The 26,196-nt window shown below is 41.7% G+C and carries 21 protein-coding genes; 4 read left to right on the forward strand and 17 right to left on the reverse strand.

The annotated features are described in order from the left end of the window. Positions 1 to 23: 23 nt before the first annotated feature. Positions 24 to 500, reverse strand: a complete 477-nt coding sequence (gene ybaK, locus ACE198_RS02865) for a Cys-tRNA(Pro) deacylase (RefSeq protein ID WP_375374647.1) — start codon at positions 498 to 500, stop codon at positions 24 to 26. A 273-nt stretch (positions 501 to 773) separates the two neighbouring features. On the opposite strand from ybaK, the gene ACE198_RS02870 reads away from it, so the two are divergent. Further along, complete coding sequence (locus tag ACE198_RS02870) at positions 774 to 2,582, forward strand: TIGR04190 family B12-binding domain/radical SAM domain protein (protein ID WP_375374648.1); 1,809 nt, start codon at positions 774 to 776, stop codon at positions 2,580 to 2,582. A 166-nt stretch (positions 2,583 to 2,748) separates the two neighbouring features. On the opposite strand, the gene ACE198_RS02875 is transcribed toward ACE198_RS02870, so the two are convergent. The 11 genes from ACE198_RS02875 to ACE198_RS02925 all read right to left on the reverse strand — a co-directional run bounded on the left by ACE198_RS02875 (position 2,749) and on the right by ACE198_RS02925 (position 16,222). Then, positions 2,749 to 3,456 (reverse strand): ABC transporter ATP-binding protein, encoded by a 708-nt coding sequence (locus ACE198_RS02875; RefSeq protein ID WP_098571594.1) that lies wholly within the window; start codon positions 3,454 to 3,456, stop codon positions 2,749 to 2,751. Further along, a complete protein-coding gene (locus ACE198_RS02880) occupies positions 3,456 to 4,235 on the reverse strand; it encodes an ABC transporter ATP-binding protein (protein WP_375374649.1) in 780 nt (259 codons plus the stop codon). The genes ACE198_RS02875 and ACE198_RS02880 overlap by 1 nt, the downstream gene beginning before the upstream one ends. After that, the gene (locus ACE198_RS02885; protein ID WP_375374650.1) at positions 4,210 to 5,184 is read right to left on the reverse strand and encodes a branched-chain amino acid ABC transporter permease; all 975 of its coding nucleotides are present in this window, start codon (positions 5,182 to 5,184) and stop codon (positions 4,210 to 4,212) included. Before ACE198_RS02885 ends, ACE198_RS02880 begins: the two co-directional genes overlap by 26 nt. A 15-nt stretch (positions 5,185 to 5,199) precedes the next feature. After that, positions 5,200 to 6,078: a branched-chain amino acid ABC transporter permease gene (locus tag ACE198_RS02890; RefSeq protein ID WP_375374651.1), complete on the reverse strand. Its 879-nt coding sequence runs from the start codon at positions 6,076 to 6,078 to the stop codon at positions 5,200 to 5,202. A 327-nt stretch (positions 6,079 to 6,405) separates the two neighbouring features. Continuing rightward, positions 6,406 to 7,578, reverse strand: a complete 1,173-nt coding sequence (locus ACE198_RS02895; RefSeq protein WP_098571598.1) for an ABC transporter substrate-binding protein — start codon at positions 7,576 to 7,578, stop codon at positions 6,406 to 6,408. A 317-nt stretch (positions 7,579 to 7,895) separates the two neighbouring features. Continuing rightward, complete coding sequence (locus ACE198_RS02900; RefSeq protein WP_375374652.1) at positions 7,896 to 9,101, reverse strand: MFS transporter; 1,206 nt, start codon at positions 9,099 to 9,101, stop codon at positions 7,896 to 7,898. A 270-nt stretch (positions 9,102 to 9,371) separates the two neighbouring features. Beyond that, positions 9,372 to 11,231 (reverse strand): ABC transporter ATP-binding protein, encoded by a 1,860-nt coding sequence (locus ACE198_RS02905; RefSeq protein WP_375374653.1) that lies wholly within the window; start codon positions 11,229 to 11,231, stop codon positions 9,372 to 9,374. After that, the gene (locus ACE198_RS02910; RefSeq protein WP_375374654.1) at positions 11,231 to 12,961 is read right to left on the reverse strand and encodes an ABC transporter ATP-binding protein; all 1,731 of its coding nucleotides are present in this window, start codon (positions 12,959 to 12,961) and stop codon (positions 11,231 to 11,233) included. The genes ACE198_RS02905 and ACE198_RS02910 overlap by 1 nt, the downstream gene beginning before the upstream one ends. Positions 12,962 to 13,107: 146 nt before the next feature. Then, complete coding sequence (locus tag ACE198_RS02915) at positions 13,108 to 13,458, reverse strand: ASCH domain-containing protein (RefSeq protein ID WP_026568122.1); 351 nt, start codon at positions 13,456 to 13,458, stop codon at positions 13,108 to 13,110. A 76-nt stretch (positions 13,459 to 13,534) separates the two neighbouring features. Then, positions 13,535 to 15,250 carry a GMC family oxidoreductase gene (locus ACE198_RS02920; RefSeq protein WP_098571603.1) on the reverse strand — a complete coding sequence of 572 codons (1,716 nt, stop codon included), beginning with the start codon at positions 15,248 to 15,250 and terminating at the stop codon, positions 13,535 to 13,537. Positions 15,251 to 15,481: 231 nt separating this feature from the next. Then, positions 15,482 to 16,222 carry a gluconate 2-dehydrogenase subunit 3 family protein gene (locus ACE198_RS02925; RefSeq protein ID WP_375374655.1) on the reverse strand — a complete coding sequence of 247 codons (741 nt, stop codon included), beginning with the start codon at positions 16,220 to 16,222 and terminating at the stop codon, positions 15,482 to 15,484. Between the two features lie 125 nt (positions 16,223 to 16,347). On the opposite strand from ACE198_RS02925, the gene ACE198_RS02930 reads away from it, so the two are divergent. Both ACE198_RS02930 and ACE198_RS02935 read left to right on the forward strand, forming a co-directional pair. Beyond that, positions 16,348 to 17,058 (forward strand): hypothetical protein, encoded by a 711-nt coding sequence (locus tag ACE198_RS02930; protein WP_375374656.1) that lies wholly within the window; start codon positions 16,348 to 16,350, stop codon positions 17,056 to 17,058. A gap of 133 nt (positions 17,059 to 17,191) precedes the next feature. Further along, entirely contained in the window at positions 17,192 to 17,716 is a 525-nt protein-coding gene (locus ACE198_RS02935; RefSeq protein ID WP_375374657.1) for a BsuPI-related putative proteinase inhibitor, read from the forward strand. 80 nt (positions 17,717 to 17,796) lie between these two features. Here the strand turns inward: ACE198_RS02935 and ACE198_RS02940 are convergent, their stop codons facing one another. The 5 genes from ACE198_RS02940 to ACE198_RS02960 all read right to left on the reverse strand — a co-directional run bounded on the left by ACE198_RS02940 (position 17,797) and on the right by ACE198_RS02960 (position 24,737). Then, positions 17,797 to 21,360, reverse strand: a complete 3,564-nt coding sequence (locus ACE198_RS02940) for an immune inhibitor A domain-containing protein (protein ID WP_375374658.1) — start codon at positions 21,358 to 21,360, stop codon at positions 17,797 to 17,799. 226 nt (positions 21,361 to 21,586) lie between these two features. After that, positions 21,587 to 22,387 carry an ABC transporter permease subunit gene (locus tag ACE198_RS02945; RefSeq protein WP_375374659.1) on the reverse strand — a complete coding sequence of 267 codons (801 nt, stop codon included), beginning with the start codon at positions 22,385 to 22,387 and terminating at the stop codon, positions 21,587 to 21,589. A 22-nt stretch (positions 22,388 to 22,409) separates the two neighbouring features. After that, complete coding sequence (locus ACE198_RS02950; protein ID WP_375374660.1) at positions 22,410 to 23,207, reverse strand: ABC transporter permease subunit; 798 nt, start codon at positions 23,205 to 23,207, stop codon at positions 22,410 to 22,412. Positions 23,208 to 23,213: 6 nt separating this feature from the next. Next, positions 23,214 to 24,098, reverse strand: coding sequence for an ABC transporter ATP-binding protein (locus ACE198_RS02955; RefSeq protein WP_375374661.1), 885 nt, complete (start codon positions 24,096 to 24,098; stop codon positions 23,214 to 23,216). A 12-nt stretch (positions 24,099 to 24,110) separates the two neighbouring features. Further along, positions 24,111 to 24,737: a TetR/AcrR family transcriptional regulator gene (locus tag ACE198_RS02960; protein WP_375374662.1), complete on the reverse strand. Its 627-nt coding sequence runs from the start codon at positions 24,735 to 24,737 to the stop codon at positions 24,111 to 24,113. Positions 24,738 to 24,934: 197 nt separating this feature from the next. On the opposite strand from ACE198_RS02960, the gene ACE198_RS02965 reads away from it, so the two are divergent. Continuing rightward, complete coding sequence (locus ACE198_RS02965) at positions 24,935 to 25,888, forward strand: nuclease-related domain-containing protein (protein WP_375374663.1); 954 nt, start codon at positions 24,935 to 24,937, stop codon at positions 25,886 to 25,888. The last annotated feature ends 308 nt before the right edge of the window (positions 25,889 to 26,196 follow it).

Consider the following 26,196-nt stretch of genomic DNA (forward strand, 5'->3'; position numbering starts at 1 on the left):
GGTGAGTGCCTAGGAAAAAAATCTTACTTAATGATTGGGACAATGTCAGCTTTTGTGACCTCTTGCAAGCTGGAAGGGGCTAAAGCAATTTGGACACCAATTTTCCCGGCACTGACAATGATGGTATCCAGATCCCTTGCTTGTTCATCTATAAATGTCTTATACTCCTTTTTCATACCAATTGGTGAACAGCCGCCGCGGATATATCCTGTCCATTTCTGAATATCCTTGACGGGGAGCATTTCCATATTCTTTTCACCAGCTGCCTTTGCCGCCCTTTTTAAATCCAATTCTTCAGCAACCGGAATAACAAAGACATAAATATTCTTGCTGACGCCCTGTGCCACGAGCGTCTTATAGACTTCCTTAGGATCCCTGCCTACTTTTTCGGCTACAGAGACACCGTCAATTTTTCCGTCTTTATGATCATAGGTAAGCATGTCATAGCTGACCTTTTTTGCATCTAAAATGCGCATCGCATTCGTTTTTGCTTGTGCCACGTTATCATTCCTCCCTGACTTTGAAGACTCTAAACTAGTTTCAAGCATACAGGTTTAGCAGGATTTACACAAAATCACACAAAATCTGTCACCCATTTGTCACTCTAATAAACAATTATTATAGTACACTAAAATCAACAATAATAAATTACTTTCATTTCCAAAATAGATAATATCTTCCTTAAAAAAATCGTATATTCCATACTTCACATACGATCTTTTTAAGCCTATGAAAGATGATGTTTCTATCCTATTTTCCATGAGGTGAAATAAATGAAATACGATTTAGTCCTTTTGCATGCACCAAGCGTTTATGATTTTCGAAAAAACTCCCTGCTTGCCGGCCCCATCAGCGATGTAGTTCCCTCATCACCCGTATTTGAGATGTACCCAATTGGCATTACCAGTATCGCGGAATACCTGGAAAGGTACGGTCTACGAGTAAAAATCATTAATATCGCCAATCGAATGCTCATGAGTGACAAATTTGATGTCGAAGCAAAGTTAAAGAACGTCCAAACAAGGGCCTTCGGGATTGACCTACACTGGCTTCCACATGCACACGGCAGTATCGAATTAGCCAAAGTGGTTAAAAGGCTGCATCCTGATATCCCGGTGATCTTTGGCGGCCTGTCTTCGACCTATTATCATAAGGAATTGATAGAATATCCCTGTATCGATTTTGTGATGCGCGGCGATTCCACCGAAAAACTGATGCTGCTATTGATGAATAAAATCGAACAAGGAAATACCCACTATGCTGACATCCCCAATTTAACGTGGAAGAAGGGCCGCGATATTGGCTGCAATCCCCTTACCTATGTACCAAAGGATTTAGATGATCTGGATGTGCCAGGATATCGCTATGCGATACGCTCGGTCTTTAAATATCGGAACTTCCTTGACCCGCTGCCCTACAATGGCTGGCTGCAGTACCCAAATACCGCCTTATTGACGGCGCGGGGCTGCTCACAAAACTGCCTGATATGCGGTGGTTCGAAGGATGCTTATAATCAGAACTGCAACCGTGGTGCGCTCGCCTTACGGTCACCTGAAAAGCTCATTGAAGATATTAAATTCATTTCCCGGTTTAGCCGGGCACCCATTTTTATCCTCCATGATTTGCGCCAGGGTGGACGTGAATATGTCAAAGAGTTCTTTAGCCGCCTGAAAGAACTCAATCTTAAAAATGAAGTCGTGTTTGAATTATTCCAGTATGCCGATGAAGAGTTCTTTAAGCAAATGAATGAAAGTGTTCCAAAATATAGTATTGAGATCACGCTTGAAACCCATGATGAAAAGATTAGACACTATAATGGGAAATTTAATTGTACCAACTCCAAAGTCATCGATACGCTCCAGTTTGCCTTAAAGCACGGCTGCAAAAAAATCGATTTATTCTTCATGGTTGGAATTCCAGGACAAACGTATGACAGCGCCTTAGAAAACATTGATTTCTGTGAAAAGATTCATCTTGCCTGTGATCAGGACAAACGGATTTTCTATTTTGTCGCACCGCTTGCACCGTTCCTTGACCCTGCCAGCCCAGCCTTTGAACATCCAGAACTGCACGGCTATAAAAAGTTCTGCCATACCCTTGAGGACCACCGCAAGGCGATCACTCAACCTTCTTGGAAGCATATGCTCAGCTATGAAACGAAGGATATGACCCGTGATGATATTGTGAATTCGACCTATGAATCTGCTAAACTACTAAATGAATTTAAATTAAAATTTGAGCTGATTGATGTAGAAGGGTATCATGAAATTAATTGGAAGATTGAGAAATCGATTCATTATATTGAAAAGATAGACCATGTTCTCTCGCTTCCTGAAGAGCAGCAAGGAATTGAATTGGCGAAGATTCGGGTAGAAATAGAAGAGCTAAATAAATATAGTATTTGTGGAAAGAACGAGTTAAAGTGGGAAGTCCAAAAGAATTATGCTAACTTCTTTTCACTATCATTAGTAGGATTGGAACAGTTGTATGAAGATTACGCGAACAAGATTAGACATCTAATGCAGCCAAAGCGCCGCCGGCAATTCCGGCTAGATCCTGAACAACGGAAAATGAAAATATAATATAAAAAGGAGTTGGGGGTCCCCAACTCCTTTTTGTGATGTCTAGCTCCAGCGTCTAGGGGCTCGCAGGTCTACAGCCAATCCGTCCTGAAGGTTAAAAAGCAACCTTCAAGCCGGCTCGTCTTATGCCTGTCGCCCCTGGGCAAGACGCTTCCGCTTTTCGATTTTAGTGTCCGCCAAGATAGGCGTTTCTAATTTGGTCGCTTGAGTTAAGTTCTGCAGCTGTACCAGAAGCGACAATTTTTCCTGTTTCAATAACATAAGCACGGTCGGCAATCGAGAGGGCCATATTGGCGTTTTGCTCTACTAATAGAATTGTTGTGCCCGTTTTATTGATTTCCTCAATAATCTTGAAAATCGTTTTTACTAATAGCGGCGCAAGACCCATGGACGGCTCATCTAACAATAATAAACGCGGCCTAGCCATTAATGCTCGTCCCATCGCTAGCATTTGCTGCTCCCCGCCTGAAAGGGTCCCAGATTGCTGCTTTTTACGCTCTAACAACCGTGGGAACAGTTGATACACCTTTTCAAAATCTTCTTGAATTCCCTTTTTATCTTTCCTTAAGTACGCACCTAATTCAAGGTTCTCCTCCACTGACATGTTCGCGAACACGCGGCGGCCTTCCGGTACTTGTGAAATTCCCCGTTTTACAATTGATTGCGGGACCTTACCGGCTACATGTTCACTCTCAAACAATACTTCACCACTTTTTGGCTTCAATAGTCCGGATATGGTTTGTAAAAGCGTACTTTTCCCGGCACCATTGGCACCAATCAATGTAACAATTTCTCCTTGATTGATCTCGAGGGAAACACCCTTCAACGCGTGAATATTACCATAATAAACATTTATATCATTCACTTTTAGCATTAGGAGACCTCCTCTCCAAGATAGGCTTCGATGACTTTTGGATTATTTCTGATTTGTTCTGGTGTCCCATCCGCAATTAATTGACCATGGTCAAGCACATAGATGCGCTCACACACACCCATTACAAGGCCCATATCATGTTCAATTAAGAGGATTGTTAATGAAAACTTCTCACGAATTAACGCAATTAAGTTCATTAATTCTTCTGTTTCCTGTGGATTCATTCCGGCAGCAGGTTCATCAAGCAGCAATAATTTGGGGCCGGCTGCCAATGCCCGGGCAATTTCGAGGCGACGCTGCTGACCGTACGGTAAGTTCTTCGCCTTTTCATGCATCACATTTTCCAACTTAAAGATTTTCAAGAACTCAATGGCCTTTTCTTCCATTTCCCTCTCACCAGTAAAGTGAGTTGGAAAGCGGAAGATCGAGCTTACCATCGAATGCTTTGCCAGTGAATGATAAGCAACTTTTACATTATCGAGAACAGACAGATCACTAAACAAGCGGATGTTTTGGAATGTCCGGCTGATTCCCTTTTTGGTGATTTTATACGGTGCTAAGCCATTAAGTTTATCGCCTGTTAACGAGATGGTTCCCTCCGTTGGAACATAGACACCTGTCAGCAAGTTAAAAAATGTGGTTTTCCCTGCACCATTGGGGCCAATTAAACCAACGAGTTCACCCTGATTTAATACCACGTTTACATCTGATACAGCTTTTAAACCGCCGAAACGGATCCCGACATTTTCAACTTTAAGCAACTGTTTTTTTGTTGTCATGCTGTACTCCTCCTTTAGCTGCCTTACCAACTTTAAAGAATGAGGTAATTTCTTTTGTTCCAAGCAGACCTTGTGGACGGAAAAGCATCATCACAATTAGGACAAGGCTGTAGATAACCATCCGAACCTCTGGATAGCTAGATAGATAGGTTGAGATAATCGTTAACAGGATCGCAGCAATGACTGCTCCTGACATACTTCCTAAGCCGCCTAGAACGACAAAGATTAAAATATCAAATGATTTCAAAAAGCCAAAGTTTGTTGGCTGGATAATATAAAAGTTATGTGCATATAATGCACCGGCAATTCCAGCAAAAAACGCACCGATGGCAAAAGCTGTTACCTTATAGTAGGTTGTATTAATCCCCATCGCATCGGCAGCAATTTCATTTTCTCTGATTGAAATACATGCTCGTCCATGAGTCGAATTCGTAAAGTTCGCAATCACTACAATGGTTAGAATAACACAGCCGATCAGCCATGGCCATGTGGTAAAGTGGGAGACAGTCATGCCGCTTGCTCCACCGACGTAATCAATATTTAAGAAGACAATTCTCACAATCTCTCCGAATCCAAGTGTGGCAATCGCTAGATAATCACCCTTTAATCGAAGGGATGGAATCCCAATAATGAGACCGGCTACTGCTGCAGCTACACCGCCGACAAGAAGGGCCACTGGAAATGGAAGGCTTAATTTCATTGTCATAATGGCTGAGGCATAGGCACCAACGGCTAGGAACCCGGCATGTCCAATCGAAAACTGTCCGGTAATACCAATAATTAAATGAAGGCTTACTGCAAGAATAATATTAATACCAATAAAAAATAGCGTATTTACATAAAACTGATTCAATGAACCACCATTAATTAAAAATTGCATGACGACCGCAAATACAACGGCTAAAACGATCGAGGTCCAGAAAAATTTTGCTTGTTTTAACATTGTCATTGCTTAAAGACCTCCTTACACCTTTTCCCTGATATTTTTACCAAATAAACCTGCTGGACGGAAAATCAAAATTAAGATAAGAACAACAAATGCTACACCGTCTCTCCATAGAGAGTAACCTGCAGCACTTACAAGTGACTCAATAACCCCTAACAATAAACCGCCGGTCATTGCGCCAGGGATAATTCCAATTCCACCTAAAACAGCTGCGACAAACGCTTTAAGCCCTGGGATAATTCCCATTAACGGCTCAATTTTTGTATAGTAAACTCCAAAGACTACGCCCGCTGCTCCTGCTAGGGCAGATCCGATTGCAAAAGTTGCTGAAATCGTGTTATTTACATTGATTCCCATTAGTCTTGCGGCATCCATGTCATGTGATACAGCACGCATGGCTTTACCAATTTTTGTTTTATGCACGATAAATTGAAGCAAAATCATTAAGATGACGGATGTTCCTAAAATAAGGATGGACTGACCGCTGATTTTTACCCCTAAAATCTCAAGGGTTTTTAGTGGAACGATTCCATCTGGATAAGCTTCCGGCTGAGCACCGCGAATATAAATGGTTCCGTACTCGATAAACAACGAAACCCCAATCGCTGTAATAAGGGCAGCGATTCTGGTTGCATTTCGGAGAGGTTTATAGGCGATCCTCTCAATTAATACACCGAAGATTGCACAGGCAACCATTGAAATAAGTAATGCTGGGAAAAATCCTAAATCAAGAATAGTAATGGAATAAAAACCTATAAATGCACCAACCATGAAGACATCCCCATGGGCAAAGTTAATTAGTTTTACAATACCGTATACCATTGTGTACCCAAGGGCGATTAGTGCATAAATACTGCCCAAGGAAATTCCATTGACAAGCTGCTGTATTAATTCCATATGTCTTACACTCCTCTGGACCGACTTCAACGAATCTTTTTTTAAATACAATTAAACAACGTTTGCATAGTGGGAAACTTACATTTCTTTTAGAAAGTGGAATAGGGAGACGTTACGCTCCCTATCCCTTTGGCAAACTATGAAAATTTGTCTAGCAGATACAATTGAGCTAGCGTCAGCTCTAAGGCGCTTCCGCTTTTCTATTTGTCTAGCTGCAGCGCCTAGGGGCTCGGGGTCATAAGCCAATCCGTCAAGAAGGTTATAGAGCAACCTTCTCGCCGGCTCGTCTAGACTCACGCCCCTGGGCAAGGCGCTTCCGCTTTTCTATTAAGGGTTGATCTTTGTCTTAAATTGTTGTTCACCGTTCTTATACTCAAGGATAACAGCGGCTTTGATTGGGTCATGGTTTTTATCAAGCTTCACTTTACCTGATACAAGCTCTAATCCATCCGTTTCTTCAAGTGCCTTTTGAATTTTACTAGATTCACTGCTTCCAGCACGCTTAATCGCATCTGCAAGGAAGTATACTGTGTCATAACCTAGAGCTGTAAAGGCATCCGGTGATTTACCATCGTATTTTGCTTTGAATGCAGCAACGAATTCTTGAACCTTCTTATCACTATCACCTGAAGAGTAGTGGTTCGTAATAAATGTGTTATTAAGTGTTGGTGCCCCAGCGATTTCTACTAGTTTAGGAGAATCCCAGCCGTCACCACCCATGATTGGTACATTTAAGCCAAGCTCACGAGCTTGTTTGATAATTAACCCAACTTCTTCATAGAAACCAGGAACAAAGATATATTCTGGATTTGCTGCTTTAATATTTGTTAAAGTAGCACGGAAATCTGTATCCTTTGCCACATATGCTTCTTCTTTAACAATTTTCCCGCCATTGGCTTCAAAATTCTTTTTGAAAGAAGCTGCAAGACCTTTAGAGTAGTCACTTGAGCTGTCAATTAAAACAGCTGCACTTTTAACCTTTAAATCATTGGTTGCAAAGTTCGCGGCAACTGTCCCTTGGAATGGGTCGATAAAGCATGTACGGAAGACAAAGTCATTTAGCTTTCCGTCTTTACTTGTGATCGTAGCGTTTGTTGCAGTTGGTGTGATTAATGGAATTTTGTTATCTTGAGCAATCTGTACTTGAGCAAGTGTGTTTGTACTTGTTGCTGCACCAATCATTGCCACTACTTTATCTTGGGTGGCAAGTTTTAGTGCACCATTTGTTGCCTCAGCAGCATCCGACTTATTGTCGACTGTCACTAATTTTAACTTTTTGCCATTAATACCTTCTTTGTTGATTTCTTCGATGGCTAATTCAATACCTTCTTTTGCTGACTGACCATACGAAGCTACTCCACCAGATAGTTCGAGGTTGGCACCAATTTTAATATCTCCGCCTTTTTCCCCATCCCCACTAGTACTTGAGTTACATCCTGCCAACACCCCTGCTGCTACCATAAAAGACATAAATACACCAGCTAATTTTCTCTTCCTCATGACTTTCCCCCTAATTCTCTTGGAAATTTTCCCAACTACTTTTGTCTAACTGTTTTAAAAAAAGATAATATTCTGAAAACATTGTACAAAATATTTAGGGGTTCGTCTAGTGGTATTGTACATTATTTTAAAATAATTTGCAATATGGTAAATATACTGTTTTATCTGAACAAACTCTTTATTTCACTAAAGTCGAAAAGGATTTGCTTTTATTCAGTGGAAAAGTACTGTTTTTCAAATATTTTAGTTAAATACGTTTCCCTATTTACAATAAAAGAAAAAGACTCCAAATTAAGGAATCTCTATAGCTAAAATTATTATACTAATTCTTTTCTTTTCGTTTCTTTTCCCAAAAAGAGGACCGAAAGAGCACCAACAAGGACGGCGATACAGAAAATCGTGAAGATGGTTGATATCGACACGTTTTTTGTCACCAGCGACCCAACCAATAATGGCCCTAGAACCCCGCCAATCCGTCCAAACGAAGCAGCCATCCCTGTACCCGTTCCACGAATGATCGTTGGGTACTGTTCTGGTGAATAAGCATAAAGTCCTCCCCAGGCTCCAAGATTAAAGAATGATAACAGGATACCTGCTGTCAGCAATTGGGCGGTAGAATCCGCCGTTCCAAAGAAATAGGCGCTGACTGCTGTTCCGAGTAGATAAACGACAAGGACAAATTTCCGCCCGAACTTTTCGATAAACCATGCGGCCGTGAAGTAACCTGGCAGCTGTGCCAAGGTCATTATTAACACATATTCAAAGCTTTTTACTAAACTAAAGCCCTTCATCCCCATCACACTTGGGAGCCATAGGAACATCCCATAATAGGAAAAGACGACGCAAAACCAGACGATCCACAGCATCGCAGTCTGACGGCGATACTCCTTCGACCATAACTTTGCAAAACTTTGAAAAGCAGAGATTCTTTCACTCTTCTTTAATGCCGCAAAGCGTGGCGAGTCAGGTAACCCCATTCGTAAATATAAGGCATACAAAGCAGGGATAGCACTAATAATTAAAGCAATCTGCCAGCCATATTTTGGGATGATAAAGTAGGAAATAAGGGCGGATACTAACCATCCTCCTGCCCAAAAACTCTCCAGTAATACAACCACTCTGCCGCGTTTTTCAGCAGGGACACTTTCTGATACCAAGGTCGAGGCAACCGGTAGTTCCCCGCCAAGACCTGCGCCAATGAAAAATCTTAGTGCTAAAAAGGCTCCTAGTGTGGTTGTAAGGGCGGAAAGACCGCTACCGATTGAAAATAATAATAAGGTGATGATAAATACATTTTTTCGGCCAATTTTATCTGCCATTAGGCCAAAAACAAGGGCACCAACGGCCATCCCGATTGAATTGATACTTCCAATCCAGCCCATCTGTCCAGGTGTTAGATTCCATTCTACTTTTAAGGCTGCGATGATGAATGAAAGCATGCCGACGTCCATGGCATCGAACATCCAGCCCATCCCGGCAATACCTAGCAATTTCCGGCCCGATATTTCCTTTTTGTTGTTCATGTCGATCCCCCTAAATTCATAGCTATTTTTAACATTATTCCCTATATTCCTTAAGATTAGGTACAGAATAATTCTATTAATCATTAGTATTCTATCAGGTGTCTTTACAGTTGTCATTATTTAGTGTCGTTTTTTGATAGAGGGTTTTGGGATTTTATTAGGAAGGGACATGAAATGGGGGGCATCAACCATTTATTCAAAAAAACAGTCTCTACAGGCAATGAAGGCTATATAGAGCACAAAAAAGAGACTGGTCCCCCAGTCTCCACCTCATTCTAAATCCGCTTCCACATTTTTGAATTGATTATAAAACATACTATAATATTTACCTTTTTGGCTCATTAATTCCTCGTGATTACCGTTCTCGATGATTTCCCCGTGGTCGATGACCATGATGGTATCAGCACCCTGAATCGTGTTGAGGCGGTGGGCAATGATGAAACTGGTCCGGTTCTCCATCAAGGATAGCAAGGCCTCTTGAATATGTAACTCGGTTCGCGTATCAATGCTGCTCGTTGCCTCATCCAAGATAAGCAAAGCAGGCTTCGCCAGGATTACTCTGGCTATCGCTAACAGCTGCCGCTGCCCTTGACTTAAATTGCCGCCATTTTCGGTTAAGACCGTTTCATATTGATTAGGCAGCCGCTTAATAAACGTGTCGGCATTGGCCATCATCGCCGCACGCTCGACCTCGTCGTCAGTGGCCTGCGCATTTCCATACTTGATGTTTTCCTTGATGGTTCCTGAGAATAAGTATGTATCCTGGAGAACAAATCCAAAGCATCTCCGCAAACTATCACGAGTGTACTCACGAATATCATGACCATCAAGCAGAATGCGGCCGCCGGTCACATCATAAAATCTCGTCAGCAGGTTTACGATCGTTGTTTTTCCCGCACCAGTTGGACCAACGAGGGCGGTACTGCTGCCGATATCCGCTTCAAAGCTGACATTTTTTAAAATGGGAACATCCGGCCGATACCCAAAACTAACATTTTCAAAAACAACATGTCCGCTTGGATTTTCCAAACGAATGGCCTGTGGATGGTCAAGCGGTTCCTCTTGTTCATCAATGATTTCAAAGACACGCTCCGCCCCGGCAACACCGGACTGAAGGATGTTGAAAATGTTCGCCAAATCATTAAGCGGTCGGACAAATTGCCTCGAGTAGGTTATGAAACTGGCAATCGCCCCAATCGTGATGATGCTTTTCACCGCTAGAATTCCGCCTACCACAGCGACAACGGCAAAGCCTAGGTTATTAATTACGTTCATGATTGGCATCAAAAACCCAGACCAGATTTGCGCCTTAAGGCCGACCTCACGCAGTTTCGTATTGACCAGCTCGAACTCTTCGATGACCTTTCCCTCATGATTAAAAGCTTTAACAATTTCAATTCCAGAAATGGTTTCCTCAATATGTCCATTTAATTTTCCCAACTCGACTTGTTGGTCTTTAAAGAAAACACTGGTCCGTTTCGCAATCGTCCTCGTCAATAAAAAGACAAGTGGTACAGTGATTAAGCTGGCCAGCGTTAATAACGGGCTAATAAAGAGCATCAATATTAATGACCCGGTAATGATGACCAATCCAGACATTAATTGCGTCGTCGATTGAGAGATGGTGTTACTCACATTATCCACATCGTTGGAAAGCCTGCTCATTAACTCTCCGTGTGAACGAGCATCGAAAAACGATACCGGCAATCTTTGCAATTTTTTAAAAAGAGCATCCCTTAAGCGTTTGACAATCCGCTGCGATACACCTGCCATCAGCCAGCCTTGTAAAAAAGTAAGCAGACTGTCGGTCACATAGGCAGCGATCAAAATGACAATCATCACCTCAAGAAAGCTAAAATCAACTTTGCCGCCCTGACTGCTCATTGCATCAATTGCTTTTCCAATCAGGAAGGGGGCGAGCAGCATCAATGCGGAATCGACCACGATAAAAATAAAAATGACCGAAAGCATTTTTCGTTCTTCACCGAAGTATTCCCACAGCCTTTTAAGTGTGCCTTTGAAGTTCTTCGGCTTCACAACAGGGCCGGGTCCACGGCGATGGGCACCGCCAAATCCTCCTGGTCTTATCGGCGGCGGGGTGGAGGCGGCCTGTACGTTTTCCTTTGACATTAAGGCGACACCTCCTTACCGACTTGTGATTGATAGATTTCCTTGTAGACGCGGCAATCCTTCAATAGATCCTGATGGGTTCCCACGCCAACTAGCTTGCCATGGTCGAGGACAACGATTTTATCAGCATCGATAATCGAAGTGATCCGCTGTGCAATCAACAAGCATGTGAGCCCCTTCGCATATTTCTTCAGGGCTTCCTTGATTTTTGCTTCTGTCGCGACGTCCACCGCACTTGTACTATCATCAAGTATCAATATTTCTGGCTTTTTCACTAACGCCCGGGCAATCGAAATCCGCTGCTTTTGTCCGCCTGAAAAATTAACGCCGCCTTGACCAATTCTCGTTTGGTAACCTTCCGGAGATTCCTCGATAAAATCATGGGCCCCTGCGATGGTCGCGGCAGCTATCACTTCCGCATCGGTTGCGTCTTCTTTCCCCCAGCGAATATTTTCTGCGACACTGCCCGTGAATAAAATATTCTTCTGCGGCACCATTGCAATTTTCTCTCGTAAAATCTTTGGGTCTACCCGTTTACTATCCACACCATCGACCTTAATCGTACCGCTCACAATATCATAAAAGCGGGGGATCAGTCCGACGAGCGTACTTTTCCCCGATCCGGTTGAACCAATGATGCCAACCGTTTCTCCCGGAAGAATAGTGAGATTAATATTTTTTAAAACAGGATCGCCCACACCACCTTCATAAGAAAAAGAAACATCCTCAAATTCGATTCGTCCTTTTTCCGTAAAAGGTTCGTCTGCCCGTTCCTTCCAAGTTGAGTGCTCCTCTTGCAAAAATATTTCATTGATTCTCCCAGCGGAGGCTTTGGCTCTAACAAACATATTAAAAACCATGGAAATCATCATCAGCGAAAATAAGATTTGCGTCATATAGTTGATAAAGGCTATAATATGTCCGACTTGAATATCACCAGTATTTACGCCGTTTCCGCCGATCCAAAGGACAGCGGCAATACCAAGATTGACCGTTAACATAATCAGCGGGCTAAAGGTGGCCATCAAGCGGTTCGCTGCGATTGATTGCCGTTTATATTCGTCATTCACCACTTTAAACTTATCACCCTCGACATCAAACCGGTTGAAGGCTTTCACCACCCTGACACCGGATAAGTACTCTCGCATCACACTGTTCACCCGGTCCAGCGCTTTTTGGACGCAAGAAAAGCGGGGAAAGCCTAATCGCAGGTTAAAAATAATTAACAAGGCAACAATCGGGACCACTACAGCCAGAACAACCGAGAGCTGCAAGTTTAACCGCGTCGCCATAATCAACCCGCCGATTGCGAGTAACGGAGCTTTCACGAAAATTCTCATTAACCCGTTGACAAACACCTGAACCTGAGTTACATCATTGGTCAGCCTTGTCACCAATGAGGCGCGGTCAAATTTATCAATATTTTTAAATGAAAGCATTTGAATTTTTTTAAATAGGTCCGATCTTAACTGGGTCCCAAAGTTTTGAGAAACAATACTAGCCACCACGCTTCTAGTCGAAGCAGCCACAGCGCCGCCGGCTGTAATGAGCAGCATCACACCACCCATTTTCAACACATAATGAATATCCCTGTTAGCTACCCCTTCATCAATAATTTTCGCCATAATGGTGGGCTGCAATAAATCACTTAGGGCCTCCAACGTAAGAAATAGAACCGCTATGCTAAAAGATTTCCAGTATGTCTTTATGTATTTTGATAAAAATCCCATCCTATCACTCCAGCCTGTCGGAAATCCCTCTCTAGAAATATTATAAATTTTTTTCCCATGATTAACCAACTAATTGACCTGCTATTTTCTTGGTATGCCCATAAAAAAAGCGGTCCATTGATGAATGGACCACTTGTCTGATTTATCTACTTTTGAACAGGGCTGAACTCATGCACCCAAACTCGCATTTGCGGCAGCCAAGGCATGCCAGGGTGATAGCTTAGGATCGACTGTTTATACTCTTCAACCGTCTCAAAGCCCTCGCGGCGGGCATCGTCATCTGTTAGTTCACCTAATGCTTGGGAATAAACGCGATCGACCACAAAATCACGGCCTTCTAGTGTCATGATTTCACCAGGGTCTGCATAGCGGCCATTACGGCGTGTCGCTGTTTTTTCACCCGCAAGAACTTTCTTCACATCGGCTTCCATCGTTACTAAGCGATCGACCGAGCAAGTTTTTGGCGGCAGGGTATTGTTATCGTTTACAGTTGTCATTTTTTCTCCTCCTATTTCCAATTCATTTTTCTATATTAACACTATTGAGATGATTAAATCCAATTTTGAAAAGAATTTAAACCACTTGCCCGCCTTTATCACGATATTTAAGAATGCCTTCAGCCGCACGGTAGGCTAATGCACCGACTGTATCGGTAGGATTATAACCGGAATTGTGCGGAAACGCAGTTGCCCCTACAACAAACAAGTTATCATAATCCCACATTTGCAAATACTTATTTACTGCCGAGGTTGCAGGATCAGCCCCCATGATGACCCCGCCAGTATTGTGAGTGGATTGATAGGTCGTGATATCATATGGACCTAAATCCTTCATTGTATCAATATGATCTGCTCCCATTTCTTTTAGGACATCTGCACATTTCGAGGCAAGGAACTTGGCCAGATTTCGATCTTGATCTTCAAAATCAAAGGTGATGCGAATTAATGGATCTCCATAAGCATCTTTATAGGTTGGGTCAAGGTCCAGGTAATGGTGTTGAAAAGGCATGGAGGAACCTTGGGCACCTACGGATAAAAAGCGGTTCGCATATTTGACCGACTTCTCCTTGAATTCTTTTCCCCAGGTTGGTTTGCCGCCAGGAACAGGGTTATTTTGAATCGGCCTCATGCCCGTTTGGCTGAGTGATACCATTCCGCCATGGATAAAATTAACCTTAGAATGGTCAAAATTATCCCCATTATAGTCATCCAAAACCATGCCAAGCGATCCTGCCCCTGCAAAGGTATTAAACTCCTTATCATCAAAAAAGCCAACCGCATTTCCTTTGATAACTTGATACGCATAATTTTTCCCAATGACACCTTTGCCCGTTTGCGGATCATAGGCTTTACCTACATCCGACATTAATAATAGACGGATATTATTAAACACATAACTAGTCATGACGACAATATCAGCCGGCTGCTCAATTTCCTCACCGGTAGTCACATCCGTGTACAAAACCCCGGTTACTTTATCGCCCTTTTTTAGGATTCTTCTGACATTGGAATGGGTTCTTATTTCAAAATTGCCTGTTTTGTGGGCGACCGGAATAACGGTCACCACCGGATCTGCCTTTGCTCCATATTCGCATCCAAAGCGCTCGCAGTATCCGCAATATTGACAGGCTGCCCGAGACACTCCGTCTGGATTCTTGTAGGATTCTGAAAGATTCGCAGATGGCATCATATACGGGTGCAACTTCAACTTTTTCGCCGCTTCCTCAAACATCTTCAGCGGCGGCGACTTTTTCATTGGCGGCGTAGGATACTTATCCGACCGTTTACCAGCAAGCGGATTCTCTTCCCCGGAAATACCGGTCAGTTTTTCAAATTTATCATAATAGGGTTCTAGTTCATCATAGGTAATGCCCCAATCCTGGATGGTCATCCCGGCTGGAATTTTATTTTTCCCATACCTTTCGACTGTTTTGCTATAGATTTCAAAATCGTAGGGCAAGAAGCGGAAAGTCTGTCCGTTCCAGTGGACTCCCGAACCTCCTAGACCATCGCCAAGCAAAAACGAACCGTACTGCCGCATCGGCAAGGCACGAATTCTTTCATTTCCTCGGAAAGTAATCGTTTCTTTCGATAGATCTTGCATCATTCCATATCGTAATGCATAACGAAGTTCGTCATGAACCATAAAGTAATCTTCCGTTTTGCGTTCCTTACCTCTTTCCAAACCAACGACTTTCAGTCCCTTTTTGGTCAGTTCAGAAGCAATGATCCCACCTGCCCAACCTACACCAACAATCACTACATCCACTTTCGGTAATTTCCTTGCCATCGCTGCCACCTGCCTCTTCTTAGTTAGCTTCCTCTTTTATTAGTGTCTAGCTCTAGCGCTAAACGGGCGCTTCCGCTTTTCTTAATGTCTAGCTCCAGCGTCCAGCGGCTAGTGTCCTTCGCTCTCCGCCCTACGATAAGTCAACATCGAATCGCTACGCTCTTCGTGTTTCCTTTATCTCGGTTGGAGTGCTCCAGGCCATACGCCGCTAAACGGGCGCTTCCGCTTTTCTTAGTGATTTAAATGATTTTTTAAGCTTTGTGGATTTATTTTTTTGAAGTCTTTTTCAATAATATCTGTGTAAGCCATTTGGCTGCCTGGATAGTTCCGCATTTTCCAGCCATTCATATTTTTATTTCCTCCATAGAGCGGGTCACTATAGGCTCCTTCTAGCGTTGCGCTCCTAAGTAATTGGAAGAATCCACTTGGAGAAATGGTGGTCAAATTCACCTTATCTTGTTCAAAATCACTCAGAATGGCATCCTGTTCTTCCCCTTTTAGTTCCGTGAATTTTTTCTTATGGACCGCCATACTGTGATTTTGAAGTTCCCTTAGTCCAATATCAAAAACATCCCTGCGCCTTAAGCGGCCTTGATATCCTTGGACTTTTTCTCCTTTATAAAAAGGAGCCTGCATATATTCCCGAGCATTAAAGCCCCAATCACCAGCTAACTGGTGATCAATGAAGAAAGCTACCCCAAGGGCTTTCGCACCCGGTCCGGACTCATCCTCAGGAAAAATCCGTTCCGTTGCAGCCTCGGTTAGTTGATATTGTTCAGGTGTAAAATACATCAGTGCCTGATTGAAATTTTCTGCCTCAGGCGGTGGTGCTTTCTGTTGTTTTTCATTATTTCGAGGGATGAGACTGCCCAATACACCACCAACAGCTAGACCGCCAACAGTGAAGCCTGTATTACGTAAAAACTTCCTTCTTGATAAAGTTTCAGGATTCTGTTTGTGTTCTTCAGCCATTTTTAAACCTCCATGATTTTTCGACATTATTCTCAATCAACTAATTTTAATATGTTCCCAAAATAATCCACTAATACTTAGAAATAGCAGCGGAGAAAATAATTTTAAAAAAAGGAGGCATCTTTATGTTGAAACGAAAATGGAAAATCTGGGGCTTCCCGTTCTTTGGTGCGGTAATGATGCTAACAGCTTGTGCAAGTCAAAACGGAATAAAGGAAAATGAAGTAGGGGCTGCAGAAAATATCAACTATCATGATCAGTCAGTGAACAACAAAGGAAATGGACATGTCCATAACCAAAATAGTGTCAATGTGATTCCAAGTGTCGACAGAGCCAAGAAAAGTACAACCAATCGGAACAGCCAAACAACCGAAGGGGTAGGCACAAATGTTTATAGTTTGATTGGCAGTTCCAGCCTTCATGACGGCGGGATATCCTCTCATTTGGAATCACGCCTATCTGGGGAGGGCATCCCTGGGATAAAGGTTTTCGTCCTTGATGACACTGTTATTTTGGCTCGTGCCAAACAAGAAGCCACTTCAACTCGTTATGATGAACTTCAAAATAAGGTGTTAAAAAGCACCTCCGGCTCCTCAGGAAAGGGGAATCTTGATGGAGTGGACCCAGATAAGTTAAATAATGACGATAATCTGGATCGAGCAAAAGAAGTGATTGATAAGGCTTTTAACGGTAATGTTCAGGTTTTAACGATTACAAACCCTAAAGCGTTGACGCTGATTGATGGAATCAAAGCCAATATCAAGGCGAAAAATCCATCCTACAGCAAGCTTTCAAGTGATATTATTACCCTTGTGAAAATGTCTAGTGAAAAGTAAGAACATGGAGATATGCCGAAGTTAGAACATAAAGCTCAGATTCTAAAAAGAATCTGGGCTTTATTCTTTACCACAAAAGTGGTGAAACCCATATAAAGATTGTTCGTCTAATTACAAAAGGAGAGGGTTGAATATGAAAAATCTAATGATGCCAGGCCTATTTCTAGTCATGCTATTATTCATTACTAGTTGTTCCCAACAGGAAGGTCTTGCTCCAAAATCGAACAACTCCAATCAATCAATGTCTTCCCAAGAAGAGTCTGCCAGCACCACAAATACCCAGCCCATTGAAAATCAACCAGGCTCTGTCACAAAAGGAAAGTTAGTAGAATCTAGCTTAACCAATACAGTTAAGGGGGAGGGAGCTGAATTTCAATTCAAGATAAAAAACTCCTTAGACCATCCATTGACACTCCATTTTAAAACCATCCAACCGTATGACTATATATTAAAATCAAGCAATGGTACGGTTGTTAAACAATTATCGAAGGAACAACAAAATCCTAAGCTTCCTAGGGAGGAATTCCTTAAACCGAAGGGTGATTTGATTTATACAGAAACGATTAAAAACCTGCCAAAAGGAACATATTCCATCACCTTTATTTTGCTGGCAAAAGAGGAACCAGCAAAAGTAAGCTTAAAATTTACCATTCATTAGAAAGTGCAATATAGTAAATCAAAATACAAGAAATACCCCTGAAGAATTCTTCAGGGGTATAACCATGTAAAGATGGTTAATTATTTCTTTACAACTTTAACTTTTGTTGAAGCGCTAGTGTTACCAGCCTTATCTTTTGCAGTTACTGTTAAAACAGTTCCTGTTTTAAGAGCCTTTTTCAGCTTCACACTGTATTCACCTTTAGAATTTACAACAGCTGAACCAAGTGTTTTTGAACCAGCTTTAACCGTTACAGTTGCGCCTGCTTCTGCTTTACCAGTTACTTTCAAATAATTGCTGTCAACTTTCTTAACGGAAGGTTTACCAGGCTTTGTTTTGTCTTTTACTGTTGTAGTAGCAGTTTTGCTTACATTTCCAGCTTTATCAGTTGCTGTTACCCTAACAACTGTTTTTGCTTTAAGAGCTTTCTTTAATGTAACGCTGAATTTACCATATTTATCAGCATAAGCAGTACCTACAGTCGTTGAACCAGCTTTGACTGTAACTTTGGATCCAGCTTCAGCCTTACCAGTTACTTTCTTATCATAGTCTTTTACTTCGTACACAGTTGGGGTGCCTGGTGCCGCATTATCCAACATGAACGATTTGGAAGTCCATTTTAACGCATTGCCAACTGCATCTACGCCACGAACATGTAAGTACCAATGGCCATTTTTACCTGAAAGCTTTAATGTACTGCCATTTGTGAACTTGCTCCAGCCTGATGCAGGGGCGGCAGCAGTTTGAGACCATACATATTGAAGCGAGCTAGCTTCAGCATCCTTCACAGTTACTTTAGCAGCAACTGCTTTAGCAGGTGTTGTGCTGCCATTAGGAGCAACAGAAGCGGTTGGTGCATTATTGTCAACTGCATATGAAGTTTGTCCAGAAACAGCATTTCCATCTTCATCTGTAGCTGTTACTTTTACAACATAATTACCAGTTGCACTGTTTGGTAATGTGAGTGTACGTTCAAATGATTCAACCAGACCTGTTAACGTTTCAGACTCAGTTAAAACAACTTTGCCATTTTTATTAACTAGTTCATATTTAAGGGCAACATTGTCACCAGTACCGTCAAGATGTACGTTACCTGAAACAGTTACTTCTTTATGTCCCGCATGGTTTGAGTAAGTAGTTTTGCTTAATGGATTAATATTAATTGTGTTCACTTTATCTGTATGAATTTCAATCGCTCCAACAGACATATCATCCGCTTGACCAACAACGTGAATCTTCAGGCCATAGTTTGGCACGTTACGGCCAGCATAAGCTAGTAAAGGATTGTTATAAACTCTTGAGTCGTCAAACGTAGCTACAGCTGGCTGCGCATCTAAGCCTAAATATCCGCCGCCATTGTATTCAAGGGACATCTTAGCTGTTTGATTTAAAGAGAACGCTGCATCATGAATTTGGTATCTTGTAGTAGCAGGACCCGAGTAAGTTGGCAATTGACCGATATTGGTGTCTTTCCATAAAGCTACTTCTTGGTGAGCATCAACAACTCCTAAGAAACCATCGCCCGGATGATCTCCTACCCAGTTATCAGTATATTTGTTGTCAACATACCAAAGAACAAGACCTGGATCATGCGTTAATACAGAATTTCCGCGAGAAGTAGCTGCTAGTCCGCTGTCTGTACCCGCATGAGTACGCCACTCAGCTAAATAGTATTGAGTTGATAATTTAATACCATTATTCTTCTCGAAGCCAGCGAATGTAAATGGTGACGTTGCACCTTCAGCATCGTCTGTAAATACATCCGTGCCATCAGCAGTTACTTTCACATCATCTACATAGAAACCAGGCATAGAAACCCCAGCATCAGTTACATAATGGAATTGAAGAGACACTTTTTTACCTGCATATGCAGAAAGGTCAAATGTAGCATCTACCCATCCCTTAGAGTCGCCTGTGATTCCGTTTCCTGGATTTGCTTCATTTGGATTATCATCGGTTGTGATATTCCCTGGAATAGAAACATAATCTGTTGCGTCTTCTGCCTTTACTTCAACAAAGGCATAGTCGTAGGCTTCTTCAATGTTATACCATGTTTTGAAGGTTAATTGTGCAGATGTTTTACCTGTTAGATCAATCTCAGTTTTCATTGACTGATCAATCTCATCTGCACTTCCGCTAAAGTACTCATACTGGCCGCTTGCCGGAGTATTGATAGTAGTTTCCTTATTTGGAAGGTTAATTTTCACAGCATCAAGGTTTGTACCTTTGTCATTTGCTTGGTCTAATTTAACCGTTTGTCCATCTGTTAGGTCAGATAGGTTATATTCAGCACCTTTAAACCAGTTTGATCCTGGCATTGTTGATTGTAAGTATTCTTTATCATATGGACTGAAGCCTGTTGGTTCTGTTCCGTTGATTTTACCAGCCCAACTTCCAGCTGACATGATTGTCCAATATTCAGTTGGAGCACCAACTGAATTAGCTGTATACATTGTGTCATATTCATCAGGTAGACCTAAGTCATGACCAAATTCGTGCGCAAATACACCTGCTGCGCCATCTTCCGGTTCAATTGTATATCCGAATGCAATCATCTTTCCACCAAAATTATCTGAAGATGATGTTGAGTTTGGGATAGTTTGGATCGGAGTAAGTGACGAGCTATGAGACCAAATCGCATCGCCGCCAAGTGAACCGCCTCCGGCTTCCTCACCAATACCGGAGTGAACAACCATTAAGTGGTCAATAATTCCATCCGGTTCACTGTAATTGCCATCACCATCTAAGTCGAACTCATCTTTAAGATCATAGTCCTGTAAGTTAATTTCAGGATCTTGTGCTGCTTGGGCAAGAGCTTCTCTAACTAATGAACGTGGACGTGCATCATTTCCATCTGGCGCTGGAACGTTTTCACCATAATACTTGGCTGGCTGGCTGGCCGTATACCATTTAGAAACTTGGCCTTCAACCGTGTAACTGCCGCCTGACTGTGCTTCATAGAATTGTTTCATTGAAGGTAGTTTTTGACCATCCGGGCCAGTATAGCCATCTTTACCAAAAATCATATCTTCATAATGTTGTTGAGAATAATCGTCATAGTAAAGAACGGCACCCTCCTCTGGTTTAATTGTACTATGAGGCGCATCTGGATAATCTATTAGTAAAACAAGTACATTATCCTTTGCCACTGGACCATCCCATGATTCCTTTTTGATTGGATCTACTTTAGAAGAAGTAACAGCAGCAGCATCGGCTGCATTCGCCGCTTTTGCTTTTGGAACCTTTGCATCTTTTATTTTTAAACCAGCCTTTTCTTGCAATTGAGTACGAATATTTTTCACTTCTTGTTGGTTCGTACCTACAACATCGGCCTGTTTTGCACGTTTTGCAAAATAAGCATTCATTTGTTTTTGCTGCTCTTGAGGAGAGGCTTTTTTGCTCACAATACCTTGATCAATTAATAGTTTAAGAACTTTTTCATCATTTACTAGACCAATATCAAAAGGACCACCAGTGTGCTTGCCGAGGAATGGCAGGGTTGATCCTTCTGAAGTTTGTAAAACATTGGCGTATGGGACTTTTGAAACATTTGTAGTCTTCGCAAATGCAGCTGGTGCGAAGGAACTAACTACAAGACCGGTTGATAATAGTGATGTCCCAAGGACATTCTTCCAATTTACCATCGTTTTTCCCCCTAATTTTCAAATCATATGTAACCTGCTAGATTACTTTATTTCTCGTTTCATCCCTCCTTTAAGGATTGTAATCTACTACAGAATTTCCATATTTTAATAGATTACAATCGTGGAATTTTATTCTATCACTAAAATATTTTAAATTCACCAATTATTTATAATTTTTTAAATTGTTTTTTTCGACAAAAAAAAGACCTTAAATACCGGTCTTTTGTCATGCATTCAAATCCCTCTTTTTATAAAAGGTGAAGGTAACTGCTAATAATAGGGCAGCTACGATTACTGATATAACAATATATAAAGGTTCAAGCCCACTGCCTAACATTAGATTCTTAGCTTCGAAATATTTAAACGGGGTAAAATATTTCATTCCTTCCATGTCCTCGTTCAAATCAATCACAATTGATAACATGTACGTTAGCAGCAAGATTCCCATTGCCAGCGATGGGGCTGTTTTCGGTTTCTTTTTTACGGCTGCCAGCGAACTGCCGATAACCAAGAACAAGACTTGTAAAATAAACATGCCCACCTGGGTGAGGACAATTTCACCATTAACGGCTTCACCCGCGCTGTTGTATTTTTCAATAAGGGTTATGGCTGAGATCAAAGTAACCAGATTAAAAATAACGATATTCGTGAACGCAGCTAATAGTTTTGCCGTAATAATCTCCGTTCTAGAAACCGGTTTGACGAATAAAAACTCCGCTGTTTTGTCACGCTCTTCTTTCGCAATAATCGAAGCCCCAAGCATCGCCGCATGAATGGTCGCCATTAATAACAAATATATATACAGTAATGAATAATACCCGCTAATCTTCGATAAATCGACCACACCAAACCCCATGACCGCCTTTAGCGACTTAGGCAAATCAGCGATAAGATCATTGATGGATTGGCCCGATGAGGAATAGGCAGCGTATTTAGCCATTCCTGAAGCTACCATAAGAAAGACACCAATGCTCCAAAAAATCAGCGACTTTCGGTACGATTTCAGTTCCTTTACAAATATATTCATAACCTAATCCTCCTTTTCACAGCTATACAGCATGGATATCCTTTTTTAAATAAACGAAATAACTCACAGCGACTGCCAAAATGATAACCACGGCACCAGCCACTAAAAAGGACACTTCATAGCCAGAATGTTTGATGATATAGGCGGTGTCAAAGTATTTAAATGGCGAAATATAACGTTTCGATTCCTCACCAGTCGTGCTGCTAAACATCCCCAAAAAGTAAAACGCGAATACGGTTGTAAGTGAAACGGAAAGGACAGATTTAATCTTTGGAACAATGACTGAAATCATTATTCCTAGCGCAAGGAACATCAACTGAATAAAAAAAATAGTAAGTGAGAGCATAATTAATATTTTTACACTGAAAGCGTCTGTCTTGACTTGAAATGTCACAATAATTGTAACTACCAAGTAAATGACATTTGTGATGACAATTGAGAAAAAAGCTGCAAGCAGTTTCGATGTCAATACCGCTGTCCTCGTAACCGGCTTGGTTAACAGAAAATCAGCCGTTTTCTCGCGGACTTCCTTGCTGACAATGCTTGTGCCAAGGTTCATCCCCTGAATCGCCCCGCACAAGGTAATGAACGATAATGGAAAACAATAGAAGCCTAAAATCGTAAAGAAATTGCCGAGGTTAAAACCGATCGCATTTCTAATCCCCTCAGGATATCCTTCCATGATCTTTTTAAAATCATCTGCATCCTTTGCAAAGGCAGGATAAAACGACATAAACAGAGCAATGATCAGCACTAAGGAAGCAGTCCAGATGATGGTTGATTTCCGGTACGCCTTCAACTCATGAAAAAATATATTCATAGTTTTCTAGGCCTCCTTCTCATAATAATGCATAAAGATCTCCTCAAGGTCTGGCTCCTCTATCCATAAATTCACGAGTTCAATATCGGCAAGTTTTTTCATGATGGCATTAATATTCCCTTTAAATAAAAAGCTGATGATGTTGCCTTTGACTTCTAAATTGTTGACACCACTGATATTGAAATGGTCCGTATCCAGCGGCACTTTCGTTTCCACTTTAAACTTCTTATAATTGTTTTCTTGCAGGGTACTAATCTTTTCAACGGTAACAATCTTCCCTTCTTTAATGATTGCCACCCGGTTACATAAACGCTGCACTTCGCTGAGGATGTGTGATGAAAAAAGAATGGTAGCCCCTTTTTTATTTTCTTCTTCTAAAAGCTCAAAGAATTTCTGCTGCATGAGCGGGTCAAGGCCGCTAGTTGGTTCGTCGAGAATAATCAGCTTTGGCTCATGGAGCAGCCCTTGAACAATGCCAACCTTCTTTTTATTTCCTAAGGAAAGATCATCAATTTTCTTATTAAGATCCAAGTCCATAATCGCAGCTAATTCTTTGATTCTTTTACTGCAATCTTTTTTATAAAAACTAGCTGAATATTTTAATAGGTCCTTAACCTTCATATTGTCATAGTAAAAAACTTCAGAAGGCAAATAACCAATTTCTTTTTTAATTTCAGGCGCAAATTGAACGGTGTCTTTACCAAAGATGGCAGCACTGCCGCTGGTTGGGTAAATCAGCGACAGGAGGGTCCGAATGGTGGTTGATTTCCCTGCACCGTTTGGGCCAATGAATCCAAAAATCTCGCCTTCTTCCACATGAAAGCTAATGTCAGTAATCCCTCTTGATTTCCCATAGGTCTTGGTAAGATGGTTAATTTCAATAACATTCATTGTGACAGCCTCCTACTGTTTATAAAAACATTTAATCATGACCTCAAAATACTCTTCTGCTTCGGCTTGGATTTTTTGATAATCGATCTCGTGGCCGGGGGTTAACTTTGCTTTTTCTATCGCTTCATCACTCATTTTTTCAAATGTCCAGCTGATCATTTTTATAATTTTCTTGAGATCGACATCCTCCCTAAATTTCGAATAATCAATCCCCTCATACGCCTTTTCAATATTGATATGCGTCAGTTCTGACTTTTTTTTATCAAACTCAACCTTTATTTCAGCCGATTCGTCCATAAATACCTCTTGCATGAACTTCAAGATATCTGGATAAGTTGAGAGCATTTCCATTTTAACGATGATGGCTTGACGCATTCGGATAAAGAAATCCGTCTCTTGAAGATTAATTTTTTTGTAAAATTCGTCGACGATCAGTTCGTAGCAGTAATCAAAGACAAATAGGAACAATTGCTTCTTGTTTTGAAAATAATGAAACAGCAATCCCTTGGAAATACCTGCTTCTTTGACAATTTCATTCGTCGATGCCCGGTCATATCCTTTCCCGGCAAATTCCTTAATGGCAGCATTTATTATTCGATCTTGTTTTTCTTTATCTAAGTTGAGAAACTTCGAAAACATGGTTGCGGCCCTCCTTTTTTTGCATTGACCACATCAGTCAATCACATTGTACTCCCGTTGACTCAACTGGTCAATAGTGGTCAAGCTATATTTTTTACAAAATTATGAAATGGTCAGTTGATGTATAGTATGGCCTTTGTGGATGTGCTACGATGCAGGGTGAAGGTACTGTTTTGTGGAGGTGATGGACAATTTTAATGAAAGACCAAGATGCATCATTGACGTTGGAAGGATTAATTGCCGCGCAGCAGCGGTTAGCCGTTGACCATTCGCTACAGTCGGTTTTGGCGGCAAAGCGAAGCTCTGTCGAGGCGGGGATTGGCGGAGAGGAGAGGGTGGCAGAGGTATTCCGGATGCACCCGTTTTCTGATGAACACCATATTTTCCACGATCTATCTCCTGCATGGCGCAAGCATTTCCAAATGGATTCCTTTGTGCTGACTCCTTGGTTTGGTACAGTTTTAGAAGTGAAGAATATTGGCGGGGTCCTGGAATTCAAGGATAAACCGCCCCAATTGATCCGCACAAAGGAGGATGGACACCAGGATGGGTATGAGAGCCCGGTTGTCCAATTGGAGCGCAATCGCGAACTAATTAGTGATTGGCTATGGGGTCGAAATATTGATATCCCTATATTCGGTGCCGTTGTATTGGCCTATCCTAAACAAATTGTGGCCGCTCCCCCTAAGAACACAAACATCTTATTCCCCAGTTTGATTCCCTCTTTTTTGAATAGCATCCCACAACATGGAAATAAGTTGGACCACGAAACCTTTAACTGGCTATCTGCAGAACTTTTGAAAAGTCATCAACCTTTTATTCCTAAACCAATATGTGAATCATACGGTGTTCCTTACGGAGATTTCCGATCTGGAGTAAGGTGTGTGACCTGCGGGAGATTTGGCATGATTAAGCAGCCCCGGACATGGTGCTGCCCGCATTGCGGTGCGTTCGATCACATTGCCCATCAAAGGACATTACGCGAGTGGTTTTTGATATTTAAGCGAACCATCACAAATCGGGAGTGCCGGGAGTTTTTGGGGGTGGATGATATTCATACAGCCAAGCGTATTTTGCTGAGTATGGATTTGCAAAGTGAGGGAACCTATCGAGATCGGTGCTATTTTATGGATTTAAGATCTACTAACTAAACCAATGATCGGGAGACGATTATTGTTAAGTAATGTCGCCAGTAAATGATTTCTATGCGCCAGTAACAGATGCTTATCCTCCAGTATTTGGTGCCTATCCGCCAGTTATTTTCGCTCTTGCCAGTAATGTGGGCTTATCCGCCACTAAATAGAGCTCATCCGCCAGTAAGTTACCTCTATCAGCCAGTAAAATCAATTCATCCGCCACTAACCCCGTCCACTAAACACCACTCACTATAAAACGTGTAACCGCTCTCCCATAGTGATATGATAGTCATGAATTCAACTCAATTAAGAGGAGTGTAGTG

The sequence above is a fragment of the Neobacillus sp. KR4-4 genome, from assembly GCF_042136325.1.
In the GTDB taxonomy this organism is placed as follows: Bacteria; Bacillota; Bacilli; order Bacillales; family Cytobacillaceae; genus Neobacillus.

What these genes read in the sequence shown, in the direction of transcription:
- ACE198_RS02870 (WP_375374648.1), top strand. Translation starts at nt 774, where the DNA reads ATGAAATACGATTTAGTCCTTTTGCATGCACCAAGCGTTTATGATTTT.
- ACE198_RS02875 (WP_098571594.1), bottom strand. Translation starts at nt 3,456, where the DNA reads ATGCTAAAAGTGAATGATATAAATGTTTATTATGGTAATATTCACGCG.
- ACE198_RS02880 (WP_375374649.1), bottom strand. Translation starts at nt 4,235, where the DNA reads ATGACAACAAAAAAACAGTTGCTTAAAGTTGAAAATGTCGGGATCCGT.
- ACE198_RS02885 (WP_375374650.1), bottom strand. Translation starts at nt 5,184, where the DNA reads ATGACAATGTTAAAACAAGCAAAATTTTTCTGGACCTCGATCGTTTTA.
- ACE198_RS02890 (WP_375374651.1), bottom strand. Translation starts at nt 6,078, where the DNA reads ATGGAATTAATACAGCAGCTTGTCAATGGAATTTCCTTGGGCAGTATT.
- ACE198_RS02895 (WP_098571598.1), bottom strand. Translation starts at nt 7,578, where the DNA reads ATGAGGAAGAGAAAATTAGCTGGTGTATTTATGTCTTTTATGGTAGCA.
- ACE198_RS02900 (WP_375374652.1), bottom strand. Translation starts at nt 9,101, where the DNA reads ATGAACAACAAAAAGGAAATATCGGGCCGGAAATTGCTAGGTATTGCC.
- ACE198_RS02905 (WP_375374653.1), bottom strand. Translation starts at nt 11,231, where the DNA reads ATGTCAAAGGAAAACGTACAGGCCGCCTCCACCCCGCCGCCGATAAGA.
- ACE198_RS02910 (WP_375374654.1), bottom strand. Translation starts at nt 12,961, where the DNA reads ATGGGATTTTTATCAAAATACATAAAGACATACTGGAAATCTTTTAGC.
- ACE198_RS02915 (WP_026568122.1), bottom strand. Translation starts at nt 13,458, where the DNA reads ATGACAACTGTAAACGATAACAATACCCTGCCGCCAAAAACTTGCTCG.
- ACE198_RS02920 (WP_098571603.1), bottom strand. Translation starts at nt 15,250, where the DNA reads ATGGCAAGGAAATTACCGAAAGTGGATGTAGTGATTGTTGGTGTAGGT.
- ACE198_RS02925 (WP_375374655.1), bottom strand. Translation starts at nt 16,222, where the DNA reads ATGGCTGAAGAACACAAACAGAATCCTGAAACTTTATCAAGAAGGAAG.
- ACE198_RS02930 (WP_375374656.1), top strand. Translation starts at nt 16,348, where the DNA reads ATGTTGAAACGAAAATGGAAAATCTGGGGCTTCCCGTTCTTTGGTGCG.
- ACE198_RS02935 (WP_375374657.1), top strand. Translation starts at nt 17,192, where the DNA reads ATGAAAAATCTAATGATGCCAGGCCTATTTCTAGTCATGCTATTATTC.
- ACE198_RS02940 (WP_375374658.1), bottom strand. Translation starts at nt 21,360, where the DNA reads ATGGTAAATTGGAAGAATGTCCTTGGGACATCACTATTATCAACCGGT.
- ACE198_RS02945 (WP_375374659.1), bottom strand. Translation starts at nt 22,387, where the DNA reads ATGAATATATTTGTAAAGGAACTGAAATCGTACCGAAAGTCGCTGATT.
- ACE198_RS02950 (WP_375374660.1), bottom strand. Translation starts at nt 23,207, where the DNA reads ATGAATATATTTTTTCATGAGTTGAAGGCGTACCGGAAATCAACCATC.
- ACE198_RS02955 (WP_375374661.1), bottom strand. Translation starts at nt 24,098, where the DNA reads ATGAATGTTATTGAAATTAACCATCTTACCAAGACCTATGGGAAATCA.
- ACE198_RS02960 (WP_375374662.1), bottom strand. Translation starts at nt 24,737, where the DNA reads ATGTTTTCGAAGTTTCTCAACTTAGATAAAGAAAAACAAGATCGAATA.
- ACE198_RS02965 (WP_375374663.1), top strand. Translation starts at nt 24,935, where the DNA reads ATGAAAGACCAAGATGCATCATTGACGTTGGAAGGATTAATTGCCGCG.